This window comes from Cytobacillus sp. NJ13, assembly GCA_030348385.1.
In the GTDB taxonomy this organism is placed as follows: Bacteria; Bacillota; Bacilli; order Bacillales; family Cytobacillaceae; genus Cytobacillus.
In genome coordinates this window covers 3,802,038-3,818,607 of sequence record JAUCFP010000006.1, presented here as the reverse complement: position 1 = coordinate 3,818,607, position 16,570 = coordinate 3,802,038, and the positions used below count along the sequence as shown (strand labels likewise).

Annotated in this window: 13 protein-coding genes and 1 riboswitch; of the genes, 3 read left to right on the top strand and 10 right to left on the bottom strand. The window is 45.7% G+C overall.

The features are described 5' to 3' along the window. Positions 1-4 precede the first annotated feature (4 nt). The 9 genes from QUF73_19110 to QUF73_19070 all read right to left on the bottom strand — a co-directional run bounded on the left by QUF73_19110 (position 5) and on the right by QUF73_19070 (position 8,335). Positions 5-1,147, bottom strand: a complete 1,143-nt coding sequence (locus QUF73_19110; GenBank protein MDM5228237.1) for an aminotransferase class V-fold PLP-dependent enzyme — start codon at positions 1,145-1,147, stop codon at positions 5-7. A 5-nt stretch (positions 1,148-1,152) separates the two neighbouring features. Then, positions 1,153-2,064: a phosphotriesterase gene (locus QUF73_19105; protein MDM5228236.1), complete on the bottom strand. Its 912-nt coding sequence runs from the start codon at positions 2,062-2,064 to the stop codon at positions 1,153-1,155. 33 nt (positions 2,065-2,097) lie between these two features. Next, positions 2,098-3,390, bottom strand: coding sequence for a YhfT family protein (locus QUF73_19100; protein MDM5228235.1), 1,293 nt, complete (start codon positions 3,388-3,390; stop codon positions 2,098-2,100). A gap of 27 nt (positions 3,391-3,417) precedes the next feature. Beyond that, entirely contained in the window at positions 3,418-3,777 is a 360-nt protein-coding gene (locus QUF73_19095; GenBank protein MDM5228234.1) for a DUF2620 domain-containing protein, read from the bottom strand. Position 3,778: 1 nt separating this feature from the next. After that, positions 3,779-4,153, bottom strand: a complete 375-nt coding sequence (locus tag QUF73_19090; GenBank protein ID MDM5228233.1) for a PRD domain-containing protein — start codon at positions 4,151-4,153, stop codon at positions 3,779-3,781. Between the two features lie 68 nt (positions 4,154-4,221). Further along, entirely contained in the window at positions 4,222-5,154 is a 933-nt protein-coding gene (gene yhfZ, locus QUF73_19085; GenBank protein ID MDM5228232.1) for a GntR family transcriptional regulator YhfZ, read from the bottom strand. Positions 5,155-6,062: 908 nt separating this feature from the next. Then, positions 6,063-6,869: a YwqG family protein gene (locus QUF73_19080; protein ID MDM5228231.1), complete on the bottom strand. Its 807-nt coding sequence runs from the start codon at positions 6,867-6,869 to the stop codon at positions 6,063-6,065. A gap of 33 nt (positions 6,870-6,902) precedes the next feature. After that, positions 6,903-7,295 carry a hypothetical protein gene (locus QUF73_19075; GenBank protein MDM5228230.1) on the bottom strand — a complete coding sequence of 131 codons (393 nt, stop codon included), beginning with the start codon at positions 7,293-7,295 and terminating at the stop codon, positions 6,903-6,905. Positions 7,296-7,405: 110 nt separating this feature from the next. Continuing rightward, positions 7,406-8,335: a methyl-accepting chemotaxis protein gene (locus tag QUF73_19070; protein MDM5228229.1), complete on the bottom strand. Its 930-nt coding sequence runs from the start codon at positions 8,333-8,335 to the stop codon at positions 7,406-7,408. A 60-nt stretch (positions 8,336-8,395) separates the two neighbouring features. Beyond that, positions 8,396-8,479: riboswitch (cyclic di-GMP riboswitch) on the bottom strand. Positions 8,480-8,624: 145 nt separating this feature from the next. On the opposite strand from QUF73_19070, the gene QUF73_19065 reads away from it, so the two are divergent. Continuing rightward, positions 8,625-10,172 carry an alpha/beta hydrolase gene (locus QUF73_19065; GenBank protein MDM5228228.1) on the top strand — a complete coding sequence of 516 codons (1,548 nt, stop codon included), beginning with the start codon at positions 8,625-8,627 and terminating at the stop codon, positions 10,170-10,172. A 488-nt stretch (positions 10,173-10,660) separates the two neighbouring features. On the opposite strand, the gene QUF73_19060 is transcribed toward QUF73_19065, so the two are convergent. Continuing rightward, positions 10,661-11,872 (bottom strand): MFS transporter, encoded by a 1,212-nt coding sequence (locus QUF73_19060; GenBank protein MDM5228227.1) that lies wholly within the window; start codon positions 11,870-11,872, stop codon positions 10,661-10,663. A gap of 263 nt (positions 11,873-12,135) precedes the next feature. Here QUF73_19060 and QUF73_19055 point away from each other — a divergent pair, with 263 nt between their 5' ends. Together QUF73_19055 and QUF73_19050 are read left to right on the top strand one after the other, a co-directional pair. Beyond that, on the top strand, positions 12,136-13,755 hold the full coding sequence (locus QUF73_19055; GenBank protein MDM5228226.1) for an SWIM zinc finger family protein: 1,620 nt from the start codon (positions 12,136-12,138) through the stop codon (positions 13,753-13,755). Further along, the gene (locus QUF73_19050) at positions 13,748-16,567 is read left to right on the top strand and encodes a DEAD/DEAH box helicase (GenBank protein MDM5228225.1); all 2,820 of its coding nucleotides are present in this window, start codon (positions 13,748-13,750) and stop codon (positions 16,565-16,567) included. Before QUF73_19055 ends, QUF73_19050 begins: the two co-directional genes overlap by 8 nt. Positions 16,568-16,570: the final 3 nt, after the last annotated feature.

Below are 16,570 nucleotides of genomic sequence, written 5' to 3'. Positions count from 1 at the left end.
GGTATCAACGATGCTGCACTTCTTTTGCAAGAGGTATCACTTTTTCCAGAATGCCGATGATCGTGCCCGCTCCTGATTTCATCGGATTGATGCGCAGTCCATATTCCTTCAGCTCGGGCTGTGCTTCCAAAAAGCTGCCTGAAACGCGGTAAATCATCGGGATGATTTCATATTTTGATTCCGCCCCAACCGGATGAGTGGCCGCCCCATGCTCGTCACTGATGCTGATCACACTTTGGGCAATCGGATCTTCAAGCTCTACAATGACGTTTTTGGATTGGGCATTCGTCATGTATGCGGCGCGAATCCCGGTCACCGCTCCTTCATTCAGACGGCGGCAGAGCTCTTCCACCTGCTCGTTTTGAATAGCCAGCGATACAGGTGCGAAGGCCATCATTCTTAAAAGCTCCATGGCTTCATAGCCCTGAACCTGGCCGCCGCCCGAGTAGTTATAGTGATGCACCCGTTCGATGGCGTCTTTTTTGCCGGCAATGACCGCAATTCCTTCCGGTCCGAGAAGCTTGAATCCGGAAAAGGTTGAGTAATCCGCTCCTAATTCCACGCCAATTCCCTTTGTCTTTAATGCGCAATAATTGTCATCTACGACGATTGGAAGATCCGGGCGCTCTTCCTTCACGGCTTTGATGACTTCGGCCAATTGATAATGATCTGCCGGCTGCTGACGGGCATGCTGAATGTAGAAAACTTTAGGATTTTGATTACTTCTGATGGCCGTTTTGACTTCCTCAAGGTGGTTATAATCTGCCTGGACTGTTTTAATGCCCAATATTCTTAACGTTTCCTTTGTCGTCGTGTAAACAGGGGCCGTGTGAATGAACATTTCATCCCCGGGAGACAGAAGCATGCTTAGAATATTGCGGATCGCACCTGTTCCGGCTCCCCTGACAAGTGCACAGTCTTCTGTTTCAAAGAAATCCGCCAGAACTCTTTCCACAAGATACGTCTGTTCCGGACGCTTATATGTTGGAGAAACACCAAGGTCTCCCATCGAAAGAAATTGCCTGCCTTTGAAATAGCGACTCATTCTGTCTACCAATTTGAATTGTTTTTCCTGTGCTTCCTGTATCGATAAGCTTGGCAAAACTGAATTTGCGAACTTTAATTCAGCTCGGTTGTATGTGGACACTATGATCACTCCCTTATTGAAAAAGCTCTGGATGGATTAACGGTCAAAAATTGATGAAGAATGCTTTCCGGAACTCCTGATTCTTTCAATCTTGGAATAAAGGTCTCAAGCACAAGTCCGTATCCCGGTCCTCCGTGCTTCTTCCAATGCGATTTGCGGGTTAAGTCTGCCGAAAGGATAATTTGCTTTTCATAGCCGCGGCTGATGAAATCCAGCAGAAAAGCGGCTCTCTCTTCATCGGGACGATAATTATTTTTTCCGATCGTATCAAACGCGATATAGGCTCCTGTTTCCAAAACAGAGAGAACTTCATCTTTATTGGGGTTGAGGTCTTGATGGCCAATGATGATCTGATCAGCCGGAAGACCATGTTCAGTCAGCAGCTGCACCTGTTCAAAGCCAAGTGTTCCGAGTGTTGTATGAGTGGTTACCGGAAGGCCGGTTTCGGCACCTGCCATAGCGGCACCAATTAAGAGCTCACGTTCAATCGGCTTCATTTCATTTTTGCTTGTGCCCACTTCCCCGATGACACCGGGGAGAATGCCAGTTTCGGCAATCCCTTCCTTGGCTTCTTTGATAAAATGCTGCGCAAACTGCTCCGCTTTCCAGCCGTCTGCAAAATCCGGAATATAAGGATCTTTATAGAAGCCTGTGCACGTAATAATATGAACCCCGGTTGCCTCGCTTAACCTTTTTAAAGCCAGAGCATCCCGGCCCATACCGTCATTCGTCACTTCGACCATTGCCCTTCCGCCGAGACGGTAAAAGTCCTCCAGTTCCTCACGCATGCCCTGTTCATCATCCAGAATCGTATCCGGATCTTTTTTTACTCGCGAAAGATCAATGGAGAGATGCTCGTGTGACGAGCAAATCCCCAATTCTTCCGGAGCAATTTTTCCAAGTACGGTTTGTATCATGGCTGTCCACTCCGTTCTCTTAATTTGGTTTCTTTACTGAGGAATGTTCATGATTCCAAGTGCAACCAGGATATTGGCAATGATTCCGACTGCAATGGCACCAACAGGGCCTACCGCAATTCGGACAATTGGGCGTCCTGCCGCTTCATTCAGCAAATAGAATCCGGCAATGAAGAAGAAGCCGAACCCTGGTGCAATCGCATTGGCAGCGTTCGCTCCGCCGATTAATAGGGCTACTTCCAGAAGCTTAGTCATCGCACTGCGGATGTTTTCACCGGAATTACGCACTCCGGGATATTTATCAAGGAATCTCGCAATCGAGCTTAATAGCATAACTTCAATGAAAATAATAATGACACCGCCGATTAAGGCCACCCAAACATTCGGGGAGAAAAATCCGATGACGAAAATAAGTGTGAATCCGACCGGGCTGTATACACCTGTTGCGATCGCTGTACTGGCGACCAGCGGAATAAAGCCGAGTGCACGGGCTGCCGCTGCAATTCCAGCATCTGTTGCTTTGCCTTCTGCTAATAGATTTAGAGAAATCGGATCTCCTGCCATGATCCATAGATTCGTAGCAGCTGCAATGAGACCGCCTATGATCATAAAGAACACAACATTTTTTCTGATTTTAGCCACTTTATCACTGAATACAGCGGCAAGGTCGATGGATGAGCCTTCTTCGGCTTTTTCCTTCATGGCAAATACAAGAAGGAAGATCATCCCTGTAATAAGGGCCATTCCTTCCTGGTTCAGTGTTACTGTCGTGCCTGAAATCGTCAGTACTCCGCTTTCGTTCAGCCAGACAGCGAGCTGACGGATTAATGCGGATACGATAAACGTAATGACCCCTTTTTTAACACTGAACTGCATGGCAACCGCTAGCGCCGGGAATGCCATAAATGTAACGACGACCGGTGTTCCAACCGCTCCCATAGCTTCTAGGAAATTAAGCGGCAGATAATCGAACAGCTTCACAAAGCCTTCGAGCCCGATTAATAGCCCTGCTCCATAAGCACCGCCAATCACTGCCGCGAGCGGTGTACCCCATTTATTTTTCGGCGTCAGCAATCCGATAATGTCTGTTCCCAGCAGGATACTGTGAACGAGGATGATACTGGCCGAGAGTGTAAAAGGTATTCCAAATCCGATTACCAGCCCGAAGCTCATAGCAAAGGCAGTGAAGGCAAGGTCCCTTCTCGTCATCCTTCCTTCCACATGTTCGGAGACAATCGGACGAAGCCCATCATTGAAAACGGCAATATTCATATTGGCCAAAACAGCAGCAACAGCACCAATCAGGATAATTAATGTCATTTCCATTTCTTTTTCCCCCTCAGTTAAAATGGATTAGCTTTTATTCTTTAAAGCTTTGATAATCATAGGCACTGCGGCCTCTTTATGGTCAGCTGTAAATCCAAACGCTTTCTTCCCTTCGCTGACAGCGGTTACAATTTTATCCTCAACAGGCTTTTTTCCTGGCATGGAGACGGTCTCGCAATTTGGCTTGCCGAGAAGTGCAATCGCCATGGCTAAAGCTCCGCCGCCTCCTGTATGGCAGGCACCGACATAATAATCTGCCTGTCCTGTCTTAACAGCCATCGCTGCTTCCAGATCTGACTTGACCATCGTCGTTATGCTGCTGTCAATCTCTTTTATTAAGCTCTCAATCTCTTTTTTATCCACCTGACCGCCAACTACAATTTTCATCTTAATTTCCTCCTTTGTTGATTTGCAGTACATTAGTGTAATGTATGAGCAGAAAATCGATTTCCTCTTGGGGGAGCTGATTCTTCCATTGCTGCTGTACAAAATCGATTTCCTTCATTGCTATGGATGCTTCCGGTGACTGTTTAACTTCATCCAGCAAGGCAGGATGGGGAGCCTCGACCTGTTCACCCTTTTCAATTCTCGCCAGAGCTGTCGGCAAATGGGTGAAAAGCATTTCAGCTCCATCTATGGCATCTTTTTTAAAGTGTGACTGTAAATGCATAAATGCTAACGTGCTTATATCAGCTGCTTTGGTACTGACAACAGATGAAGCTAAAAGGATGTCCATTCTTTCTTTCAATTGATTTAAATCCATATTTAAAATCCCTCCAGAATACAGTATTTAGTATATTAATGCTGCTAAGAAACTAGAACTTCAGTTTCTTAATAGTGAGGATACTTTTTTTCTTCCTCCACTAACCTTTGGATCTCTTCCACTTTATTAAACTGGAGGAGCTGGATTTGTTCCCTGATATTGATTCTTTCACTTTCTATGACAATGGCTGCTTTGGTTGCTTTTATGGCCAGTTCCTTTGCTTTCTTTGATTTAAAGTCAGAGGAGGCAAACGTTTTTAGTGCCCTCGCTTCATCGGCATTCCAGACCGCTGCATCAATACTGCCGTTTTTCAGCATATTGAAAAGCTGCATATAGTCCACCTTTATCAGTTCAACCTTATGCTTTTCACATTCAAGGAGAGTAATATTTGCCTGGTCGGCGGATGAATAGTCAATTCCAATTTTCATGTCATCTGTAATCCCGTTGTTTTTGCTATCTGAAAAAAAGACTTTATGAGAGGTTACATAGGTCTCCGGCCCAAGTGTGTGGAGAATTTCCAAACCCTCAAACTCCTGTACTGCTTCTTCTGCCGCCAGCTGGGACATGATCGCAAAATCGTAGCGCCGGGTTTTTAATGATTCGATCCGCCTTCTGGCTCCTCTCATATAAGCAAGGCCAGACTTCTTGTTGATTTCCTCAAACCCTTCAACAATGCCAGTCGCCAATCCCTCATACTTGCGGGAATAAGGCAGCGGCATTACGCCCATCACTGGTCCGATGCCGGCAATCTCATACAGCAGGTTGATGTCCCTCTTCTTCAGAAAGGTCCCAAGATGCCCTCTGGATTCAAGAGATATGGCATGCAAATCTTCCAGCACTCTTAATGCCCCCTGCACAGTTCCCCGGCCCAAGGATAGCTTTTCCGTAAAATCACTTACCCGGGGGATTCTCTCTCCCTCTGTAAACTGAATGAGCTCCTTTGCAATAAACTTGGCAGCCAGCCCATTCTTTGAATATAAACTTTCCCAAATACGGCTCATATTGTAATACCTCTTTACCTTTGATCAATATACGAAAAACTGTATATTATAAGTTTAGCTGTTATGGTTTGTTAATTCAAGAGTTTTCTAACTTTTTCGCAATTTGGTATTGCTAACTTCCTTTATTCTTCTTAGATAGGGGTTTTCGCCTGTAAATGAGTCTGTTGATTTCCACCGCGGACACATGTTTCCCCGAGCGGACATTGAAAAGCATCCATCTATATTTTTCTATTAGTGTCCTGAGCAAAGTTCGGATTACATTGCTCAGATTTCTGCTTCTTTTGTCTGAAGGAGCTTTAAGTTCAGACTCCATCTCTCGGATTTCTGCTTCTTCTGTCCGAAGGGGCATCAAGTTCGGACTCCCTCTCTCGGATTTCTGCTTCTCCTGTCCGAAGGAGCTTCAGGTTCGGACTCATTCTCTCAGATTTTTGCTTCTCCTGTCCGAAGGAGCTTTAAGTTCATACTCCCTCTCTCGGATTCCTGCTTCTTCTGTCCGAAGGGACTTCAAGTTCGGACTCAAGCTCTCAGATTTCTGCTTCTCCTGTCCGAAGGAGCTTCAGGTTCGGACTCCCTCTCTCGGATTTCTGCTTCTCCTGTCCGAAGGAGCTTCAAGTTCGGACTCAAGCTCTCGGATTTCTGCTTCTCCTGTCCGAAGGAGCTTCAGGTTCGGACTCCCTCTCTCGGATTTCTGCTTCCCCTGTCCGAAGGAGCATCAGATTCGGACTCCCTCTCTCGGATTTCTGCTTCCCCTGTCCGAAGGAGCATCAGATTCGGACTCCCTCTCTCGGATTTCCGCTTCTCTTGTCCATAGGAACTTCAAGTTCGGACTCGACCGCTCAGGTTTATCCTATTCCTGTCCAAATCCGAACCCGTCCATTCAGTTAGCTCCTCTAATTGGGGATGGGTACTCAGCAGCAATCCCAATTATAAAGAACATCTGTAAAATTCCTCTTCCGCAAATCCTCTTCCTTTATAAAGAAGTTGGCAACACCGCTGTCCCCAAACATCAACTCAATATCATCGTCCGTATCTGCCTGGAATAGCAAAATCGCATAATCACCTGTTGGGTCACCTTTTTCTCTAGGATCCTGCTGGGTGAAGTAGGGATAGCCGCCAATTTTATGGCCCTCTGCACCTAATTCCTCGAAGTAAAGCTCATGTAAATCCTCATAGTCTGGATGATCGATGGATTCGAATAAGTCAATATTGACCAAGTCCTCAAATCGAAAATCATCAGCAGGTACAGGAGCAATCTTAAGGCTGAAAATCATCTTTGCTTCCTGCACTCTCGGATCATATTCATCACCTAAATCAGGCATATACGAAAAGTCATTTACCAGGCCTAACTCATCTTTCAGGATATTGGGATGATAAATAATCCGGTAATTCTTTTGAGCAGTAGGATTATCAAAATCAAGTCCGTACATATCATCTACCGGCGAGAGATAGAATTGAAGAATGCCGCTCTCAGGCATCGGCTCAATGTGAGGAACTTCTTCGAAATTGATTTGCGCAAATAGATTCATATAATTTCCCTGCTCATCTTTTGGATGATCGCTCGATTTTGGAAGGTAGGGCTTTCCTCCGAATTTGCTTTCAAAAAGTGTGGTCTCCCCTCTTTCTGCCTGTATGCTGACAAACGGTTTCGCTGTTTTTTCTAATTCGCTCCGATATTTTTCAAATTCCTTAGGCAGCTTTAAAGTTTGATTTCCCATGCTTTTTCCCTCCCGCTTCTCTATATTGGTAAATTAATTCAAAAATTCAGCTATGTATTCCTCTAACTCCGTTGTTATTTCTTGTGAAGATTCATCCAGAAGCTCCCCGAACAACTTGCTTCCAGGGATTTTTTTCGAAACCGGCATTCCAAGAAAAAAGTATTCGCACTCCCAAATATTTATGATTTTCAAATTTATGAGATCCCCGCTTTTTTCAGAAATCCCCAGTGAAATGGAGGATCTGTATCCAGGCTGGAAAACATCGCTGTTCTCCTGATTAAATTCAGCCTCCAGTTTCAGTCCTTTCTTTGAAAAAACCGCTTTATTCTCTCTTAGAAGCTTTTCAATTTGTTCTTTTAGTTCCTTTTCAATACTATGAATCTGCGCCTTTAACTCTGAAGTAAATTTCTTATAGAGATATTTCAAAAAATCACCTTCTCTCATCAAAAACAAACAGAATATATGTAAATTCGCCAGCTTCATCCATTCTTCCTATCTGCAAAAAAAGAGCTGCTATAAAAGCAGCCCGCATTTTCCTATAAAATTCTCTTAAAATCTTTCGCCTGCTCATCCAGCTTTCTTGCAGCTTCCCCGATATCTTTAAATGCAGATACAGCCTGTTCATTAAGAACCTGGTTTTCAGTTATGCCTGACTGTGATTGCAGAGTTGCGTCACTAATTTTGTTGATTTCATCTGATATTCCTTCGATGTGAGCATTGACTTCCTGGATGGAGTCCTGCACCCGGTTTGCGAGCTTTCGCACCTCTCCGGCAACGACGTTGAAGCCTCTGCCATGTTCGCCGGCGCGCGCTGCTTCAATAGCTGCATTTAATGCCAGGAGGTTGGTTTGCGCCGCTATTTCCCGGATCGTTTTTACGATGCTGCCGATTGATTGTGCCTGTGATTTGAGAGAATGGAGGATTTCCAGGTTCCCTTTGGACTCATGAACAAGCTTACCTATTGCCTGAGCGGCCTCTTCACTTCTTTCAATTCCTGCTTTCGCCTTTTCACTAAGGTCTTCTGACATTTCCTGAAGCTGAACTGCCACCTGTACTGTATTCGTTTCCCGTTCTGTAATATCCGTAGCAACCTTTACAACACCTTCTACCTTGCCATCATTCCCATATACCGGTGTGTATGTTGCTTCGAGCCAGATAAGGTCTCCTTGCTTGGTCACACGCTGGATTTTTTCCTGAAAACTTTTACCATTGCGCAGATTTCTCCAAAGCTCCTGATATTCCCTGCTGGCGGCAAATTCAGGGGTGCAAAATTGCTTATGCATCATATTTGGCATTTCTTCTGCCCGATATTTGACAGTGCGGGCAAAATTCTCATTTGCCCACAGCACTTTCCCGTTCCCATCAAATTCAATCATGGCCAGAGAATTTTCAATTGCAGCCAAAACAGCTTCTTTTTCAAGAACCTGTGTGCTTTTAAAATGATTAGGCTGATAAGTTGTAAGCATGCTCTTCCTCTTTTCAAAAAAGTTTGTCAGAACATATCCCTACAAAAGGACTGCTCCCTTGTAAGTGCTGGCCGGTTGCGCTACTAGCTCGAATTCATTAAAGCGCCCAATTTCCCTTGAATTCTCATTGCTTCCAACTTGTTCCGTCTATAAGACTATGGTACTAGTATCAGTCGGGCATCACAAATTTCAATACTCTGATCTCCTTTATACTGAAAATTCAAATAATTAATCATTAAGACCCATGATTCCCATAATTAGTAAAAGTAGAATAGAACTGTAAGAAATTATGCAGAAGGGATGGATTTATCTGAAAAATAAGCTAATTGCGTTATCACTGGCATCTGCTTTAAGCTTTTCACTTTTTCCGGAAAGAAGTTTTGCCGAGCAACCTGCTGCGGAAAACCAGGCTATAATACCTGGTGCGCACACAGTAACGGAGCAATACTTTGACGGTGTGGACAACAACTGGCTGACCACCAAGAATCCCCGCCAATATCAGCAGGCAACCCTTTACGGCAACATCGGTCTTGCCCCTTATCTTTGGGGAAATGCTGCGGAAGGAACCGGATGGCATCAAATGTACAAGCCTTCTTCTGTAACAGGAACTCAGGTAAATGGTATTTTTGAAGATGCCCAGTTTGTCATAAGGGTTCCGGATCACTGGAATGGCCGGCTTGTTGTTTCGGGAATCCCGGCTACAAGAAATGAAACGTCAACCGACCTGCTTTTCAGCGATTATGTCCTGGAAAAAGGATATGCTTTTGCAGCGATTGATAAAGGCACCCAGGGTGAGGCTAATTCAGCTGATCCATTTGCAAAAGTAAAGAATGCCTTAGCCGCTGAGGATGATAGCGTAGCAGAATGGCACCAGCGGTTCCGTCAGGTTACGAAAGCCGCACAGCAGTACTTAGTCAGCCATTATTCTGATGGGCTGATCGATCCGGCAGATTCTACTGACCCGGCGAGCGATTTAGTATCGGCAGTGCATAAAATTCCTACATATGCGATGGGAATTTCCAATGGCGGATACGTCGTGCGCTACGCCCTTGAACATGACCATCCGGAGAAAACTGGCGAACCGCGTCTTTTTGATGGAGGAGTTGATTGGGAAGGCGTGTTATGGACGGAGAAAAAGCCTAATTTAATCAGTTCCCTGACCACCGTTGTGAATCATGCAGAGGAAGCTTTGTATGGAAGCGGCAAAAAACAGCAGAAAGCGATTAAAGAGCTTTACAAAGCAGGATTGCCAAAAGGATCGGAAAAACTGTGGGCCTATCATGATCAGGTATACTGGTTTGTTTCGCTGAATATCTATCGGGACCATTTCGATCCGGAAGCTCCAGGCCGTACGCAATGGAGCAATTACCTGAACTTTGTTAATGGCGTGAGAGACCGAACCTATGATTCTATCTTTGAAGATTATAAGTATGTGACCCGGCCAAAAGAAGTGAAAGAAAACATTAAGGAAGTGGCCAATACTGGAGATATAGATGTGCCGCTCATCTCTTTCACTGGTTCCCTTGATTCGCTGATATTCCCGGAAATTCATGCAAAGGGATATCAAAAGCTGGTCAAGAAAGCCGGGAAGCAGGATCTGCACCGAATGTATACCATCGAGAACGGCAACCATGTTGACAGCCTTGTCTGGAACAGCTCCACCGATCCGGATAAAGAACTTCAGCCTTTGCTGCCTTACGCTCACCAGTCATTTGACTTGCTTGTCGACTGGGTGGAAAACGGAAATGCTGCTCCTGAAAGCAAAACGGTCAATGCTCCGGAGAACCCGGTTAAGGTTATTGATCTGAAAACGGGGCAGGAACGGGATCCTCGTTAGGCTGCAGCACGAGTGTTGGTCTGCAGTATTAAAAGTGGCTATCCGCACATAAAAATTTCTATCCGCACGTAAACTGCGGCTATAAGCACAGAAAAAATTTTATCCGCAAGTAAATTGAGTCTATCCGCACATAAACTGATATTAGTGAGAAGTGAAAGCATCTCAGTGCAGTTTTTATGGAAAAAAGATGCCCCAATCGTTATTGATTGGGGCTTTAAGGCTTTCTATTAATTGTTTTTAGTAAATGGGCGATTCATTCTCGCTAAATCTGCCTTGTGTTCGGACTCCGATAAGTAAATTACTGCTCGACCTGTCCAAAGCTGACACGAGTTCGGACTCCAACTGGATTATTCCTACTCGCACTTTCCGATGCTGCCACGTTTCGGACTCCAACTGACTAATTTCTGCTCGGCTTGTCCGAAGGTGACGCGGGTTCGGTCTCCAATTAAAAAATTCCCGCTCAGCCTGTCCGAATCTCCTTTATCATATCAGCGATGAACCTTCCTGCTGCCCGCCATCAGCCACACCACAACCGGAAGCAGTCCAAAGGAAACCGCTGTAATCCCAGTCCAGCCTCCTGTCTGCCATACCAGGCCGGCAAGCGTCCCTCCGGTTGCGACTCCAAGGTAATAGCTTACGAGATAGATGCTCGAGGCACCAGCTTTGTGATGGGCAGCGCGCTCATTTACAATGGCCGCCATCAGTGAATGCGCCACAAAGAACCCCAGACAGGTCAGGCATAGACCCATTACAATTACTGATAAAGAGTGCACATTGGTAAGCAAGGTCCCTGCTATTAAAATGGCGGTTCCAACCGAAACCAGTGTGGTTTGCCTAAAATGAACAGATAGTCTTCCGCCCAGAATGGAGCCAACTATACCGAAGCTGTATGCCAGGTAGGTAAAAGAAATATTTTTTACAGAAAGATTAAAAGGATCCTGTTCGAGATAAAAAGGCAGGTACGTCCATACTCCTGTAAACGAGAATTGGAGGAGGATCCCCATCGCGAACGCAGGGTAAAGCTTCGTATTTTTCAGATGTGAGCCCATGCCTGACAAGTCTTTTTGAACAGATATTTTACTGGGCTTAAAATAATGAGATTTTGGCAGAGTCATAAAATAAATGATGAATAACAGAACGGAGAATCCAAATAGGAAGTAAACAGAAGTCTGCCAGCTGGCCATATCAGCAATGTACCCGGCGAAGATGCGGCCTGCCATTCCGCCAATGGCATTGGCTGCAATATACATGGTGATGCCAAGACTGACGCTTCTAGGATCCAGTTCCTCCCCTAAATACGCGATGGCTGCTGCTGGCAGGCCCGCCATACAAATGCCCTGCAGGAAGCGCAGCACCAGAAATGTTTCAAAATTAGGCGCAATGGGCAATAGCACAAGCGGAATAATGGTGCAAACAAGCGTGATATTCATTATTGAAACCCGCCCGATTCGATCAGATAGAAATCCGAAGAATAATAATCCAAAAATCATAGATACTACAGCAGCAGACAGCGATAAACCGGCTGCTGCAGATGTAATGTCAAATGATTTCACCAGCAGCGGCATAATCGGCTGCACAAAATATAAATTAGCGAATACTAAAATGGATGCACTAGTCAACGCAATCATTATTTTTTTGAAGCCGGCATCATGCAATGAATATTTATCTGATTCCAGTTGTCTAGCATTTACAGCAGTCATTTTCCCACCCAGTTTCCTTAAAGCATTAAATCCATTATACCATTTTATTTATAAAAATAGAAAATTCAGACTATATTTTCCGCATGATTTCCATTAAGAACTTCCCTAAACTATTTTTGAAACAGTGCGCACCTTCAATCCAAATGCTCTAAATGTTATAATATAGGAATGTACATTGGGACATGGGGACAGGTTGGCTGTCCTCTGCGGAACGCTGGGACAAGGAACCTGTCCCTCTGTCCCACCAACAAGGGGGTTGAAAGATGATTCCGGAGCGGTTTTTGGAGCCTTTGGAGTTTGCAGCGAATGAGTTGAAGGGTCTGCTGCGGGCTGAGAATGAGGAAGATGCGCGCCTGGTGCAGAAGGGGCTGATGCTTTTTCGGCAGGGGCTTGTGTATCAGCTTCGCTTTGAAGATGATAAGGTTTTGGCGACGGTTCAGGATGTGACTCCCGCAAAGGTTGAACTTAATCTTGAGTTCATTCATTTGAGCGAGTGTTCCTGCCCTGCTGAAGGTTTTTGCCGTCATCAGACTGCGGTCTTTCTGCAGCTTCTCTCCAAAGCCAGAAGTGTGTCCATGTGGATTGAGGAGTGGAGGAAGCCGATAAAGGAAAAGCAGACAGCCAAGAGTTGGGGGCTTCAAAGAGCAAAGGATCTTTTGAAATCCTCCGGTCAGCTGAAGACGGGTTATGACGGCTGGGTTGCCGGATTCGAAGAAAGCTTTACCGAGCTGCTGGAAAAACAGGGAGAGCCTCGTCCCTATGTCCTTCCTGAGCTTTTCCATGTTTATCTGCGCCGCATGAAAGCGGGAGCACCGGTTGAACAGGAATGGAGGCTGCTGTATTTGCTTATCGGCTATGTCTTTTCTTTTATAAAGCTGATGGCGCTGAGCAAGAAATACGGCCACGGCGAAGAATTGATTGACCGTTATTACCGCCATCTCTATCAGTCCCTGATGGAAGATTCTGTTGAGATTATGAACAAACTGTCGGTGCACTCCCTTCCCTTCGCTTTCGATCAATATATTGAAAAGCTGAAAGAAGATTCCGCCGGGCTGATCACCGGTTCTTTTGGTTTGGATTATGAACGGGCCCATTTATACAGGCTGTTATGGACACATTTTTTCAAAAAGAAAGAATGGCGTGAAGCGGAGATCCAGAAGCTGGAATCCTCCATGAAAGAGGAATCGCCCAGCCTTCCGTCTGTGGCAGGTTATGTGCATCTTCATATCCTTGAACGCAATGATGAACAGGCACTCAGTGTTTTAAGTGTGCCAAATGACTTAATGACTCCTTATATGCTTTACTGGATCGATTATTTTTCAGCCAATAAGGACTGGAATCGGATGGGTCCTTATGCAGAAGCATTTATCCATAAATTACGGGATTACCTGAAACAATCTGATGACTATTATGCCTGCACGGATTTTACCCGGATGGCCATCAAGGCGATTTCTCCTTTTTGTCTGGAAAGCAGCAAAATGGATTTGTACGAGAAAGCTCTGATGGAAACGCTCCCATACAGCTACAACGATTATGAATACCTGCTTTTTGAAAAAGGCGAATTCACAAAGTGGGCAGATCTGCAGGCGTTTATTGGCTTTGATATTGATTCTCTAGGCAAGGACCGGATCAGGGAAATCAGCAAAAAGGAGCCCTCCATCCTCCTGCCTCTTTATCATCAATCCATCACTGCCCATATCAATATGAAAAACAGGGATCATTACCGCGAGGCTGTCCGGAAAATGAAAAAGCTTCGCACGCTGTACAACAAGCTGAAACGCCAGGAAGACTGGCAGCTTTTTCTTGAATTGCTTCTTGAAAAAACGAAACGTCTCCGCGCCTTTCAGGAAGAATGCAAAAGGGGTAAGCTAATCGATGCTTAAAACGAGATTTCTCCATGTGAAAGTGAAACCAATAAACAATAACCGCTACCTGATTTTTGCCGTCAATGAAGAAGGACGCCTCCTGTCCCCAAAAGAATGGAAGCCGCTTCTTTTTAACCATCACAGAGAAAGTTTTTTTGGAACCATGCTTGATGCTGTTGATGCGGACGGAATTAAAGGGATCTCAGTAAGCGGCTGGCAGCTCGTTACCCTGTTTGCGGCTGAGCAGTTCAACCGTTTGGTTGATTGGAGCTGGGATGAAACTGCTGAAATTCTGCTGGCTTCCTCTCATGCTCTTTACGATTCGATCGTGGAAAAAGAATGGATGCCGGATTTTGCCGCCTGGGAACAGGATCAATTCCGCTGGGCACTGCCTGAAAGTGTGATTACCGAATTCGGCACAAACTTTTGGGACCAAACTGTAGAAGGTTCTCCTGTCAGGGAGTTTATCGGTGATTTATTTCACCGCTCCCTTGATGGCTATATGAATCAGAATCAGGAAGCGAAAACACAGTTCGGTGAAAAGCTTGAAGCATTGCGGAGTGAGCACCTCTCGCCAAGGGATCTTGCAGCTTATTTTGACGAAGAAAGCTGGCAGGAATGGATCGGGGTCAAATCAAATGAAGCCCCTTTTTCGATTGGACTTAAGCTGGAAGAGCCCGGGGATATTGACTCCAGCTGGGATCTGGCGATTTTCCTCCGCGGAAAAAATAATTCTGATGTCTTTGTCGACTACAAGGACTATTCGAACTATCCCCACGACTGGCATGATTATGAAGATTCTATCGGCAAAGAGATCCAGCGCTGGCTTGAGCTATTCCCCTGGCTTGAAGGCAAGACTGGCATGATCTCCGCTTCACTGACTGAAGATGAAGCCTGGACATTTCTGACTGAAGCGAGCGAAACCCTGCTGGCACTTGGTGTTGAAATACTTCTTCCTTCGTGGTGGCAGGCTATGAAGAACGCGAGCCTGAAGGTCAAAGCAAAAGTGAAAGGAACCGGAAGCCACCGCCCTTCGTTTGTCGGGCTGCAGTCCATGCTTGATTATGATTGGCGCTTCAGCATGAATGGCGTCGATTTAACGGAGGAAGAATTCCGGGGCATGGTTGAGGAAAAAAGACGGCTTGTCTATATTCGCGGCCGCTGGATCAAGCTGGATCCCCATTTTGTCCGCCATATTCAGGATTTAATGAAAAAGGCGGAAAAAGAAGGATTGCATGTCCGTGACTTGATAGAACAGGAGCTTATGGCTGAGGAGAGCACGCAGGAAGACGAGCTTGATAATCCTAAAGCATTTGCCCGCATCCAGATTGAGCTTAATCGCCAGTGGAAACAGATGGTGAAGCAGCTCCGCGATATCAAAAGCCTTCCGCTTGAAGAGGTCCCTGCAAGCTTCAAGGGTGATCTCCGACCTTATCAGAAGCTTGGCATGAGCTGGCTGCTGTTTCTGCGCCGGTATGGTTTTGGCGCCGTTCTGGCAGATGATATGGGGCTTGGAAAAACGATTCAGCTGATCTCTTATCTTTTAAAGGTGAAGAAAGAGGAGGACAGCGGCCCATCGCTTATCGTCTGCCCCACATCTGTTCTCGGCAACTGGCAGAAGGAAATCGAGCGCTTCGCACCTGGCATGAGCGTTTATCTCCATTACGGTTCAAACCGTCTGAAGGGCGAAAGCTTTTCTGAAAAAGTAATGGAGTCTGATATTGTGCTGACCTCATATGGACTAACCCATATGGATCTGGAGGATTTTGAAGCAATCGAGTGGAGCTCCATTTCGATTGATGAAGCCCAAAATATTAAAAATGCCCAGACAAAGCAATCACGTGCTGTCCGAAAGTTAAAGGGCAAGCACCATATTGCCCTCACCGGCACGCCCATGGAAAACCGGCTGACTGAGCTCTGGTCCATTTTTGACTTTACGAACCACGGCTATCTCGGCAGTCTGGGGCAGTTTCAGAAGCGCTATGTACTGCCGATTGAGAAGGATGACGACAAAAATAAAGTTAAGCAGCTGCAGGCATATATCCGGCCATTCCTGCTCCGCCGCACGAAAAAGGATGAGGATGTGGCCCTGAACCTGCCTGATAAGCTCGAGCAGAAGGAGTATTGTCCGCTGACTGCTGAGCAGGCCTCACTATACGAGCAGCTCGTCCAGGATACATTCGCACAGATCGAAAAGCTGTCCGGGTTTGAGCGCAAAGGCCTGATCCTGCAGTTATTAAGCCGCTTAAAGCAGCTGTGCAACCATCCGGCCCTTTATTTAAAAGAGGAGAAGCCTAAGCATGTCCTTGAACGTTCTGTAAAGCTTGAAAAATTAAGCGAGCTTGTCGGTGCTGTACATGAGCAGGGAGAAAGCTGTCTGATATTCACCCAATATATCGAAATGGGGAACATGATCGCCCGCTTACTGAAAAAACAATTCGGATTCGATGTGCCGTTTTTAAACGGCAGCGTGCCAAAGCAGGAACGGGATCATATGATCAGCCGTTTTCAAAATCACGAATTCCCGGTATTTCTGCTGTCGCTTAAAGCCGGCGGAACCGGTTTGAATCTGACGGCAGCAAACCATGTCATTCATTATGACCGCTGGTGGAATCCGGCCGTCGAAAACCAGGCAACCGACCGCGCATACCGGATTGGTCAAAAACGCTTTGTTCATGTCCATAAAATGATTGCCACTGGGACGCTCGAAGAGAAGATTGATGCCATGCTCGAAAAAAAGCAGTCCCTTAATGATCAAATTATTACGAGTGAGAATTGGATTACCGAGCTTTCAACAGATGAGCTGAGAGATCTGGTTCACCTGACATAAATT

Coding starts and splice junctions, on each gene's coding strand:
- QUF73_19090 (MDM5228233.1), bottom strand. CDS start 4,153: ATGGATTTAAATCAATTGAAAGAAAGAATGGACATCCTTTTAGCTTCA.
- QUF73_19050 (MDM5228225.1), top strand. CDS start 13,748: ATGCTTAAAACGAGATTTCTCCATGTGAAAGTGAAACCAATAAACAAT.
- QUF73_19095 (MDM5228234.1), bottom strand. CDS start 3,777: ATGAAAATTGTAGTTGGCGGTCAGGTGGATAAAAAAGAGATTGAGAGC.
- QUF73_19080 (MDM5228231.1), bottom strand. CDS start 6,869: ATGGGAAATCAAACTTTAAAGCTGCCTAAGGAATTTGAAAAATATCGG.
- QUF73_19060 (MDM5228227.1), bottom strand. CDS start 11,872: ATGACTGCTGTAAATGCTAGACAACTGGAATCAGATAAATATTCATTG.
- yhfZ (MDM5228232.1), bottom strand. CDS start 5,154: ATGAGCCGTATTTGGGAAAGTTTATATTCAAAGAATGGGCTGGCTGCC.
- QUF73_19055 (MDM5228226.1), top strand. CDS start 12,136: ATGATTCCGGAGCGGTTTTTGGAGCCTTTGGAGTTTGCAGCGAATGAG.
- QUF73_19100 (MDM5228235.1), bottom strand. CDS start 3,390: ATGGAAATGACATTAATTATCCTGATTGGTGCTGTTGCTGCTGTTTTG.
- QUF73_19105 (MDM5228236.1), bottom strand. CDS start 2,064: ATGATACAAACCGTACTTGGAAAAATTGCTCCGGAAGAATTGGGGATT.
- QUF73_19070 (MDM5228229.1), bottom strand. CDS start 8,335: ATGCTTACAACTTATCAGCCTAATCATTTTAAAAGCACACAGGTTCTT.
- QUF73_19065 (MDM5228228.1), top strand. CDS start 8,625: ATGCAGAAGGGATGGATTTATCTGAAAAATAAGCTAATTGCGTTATCA.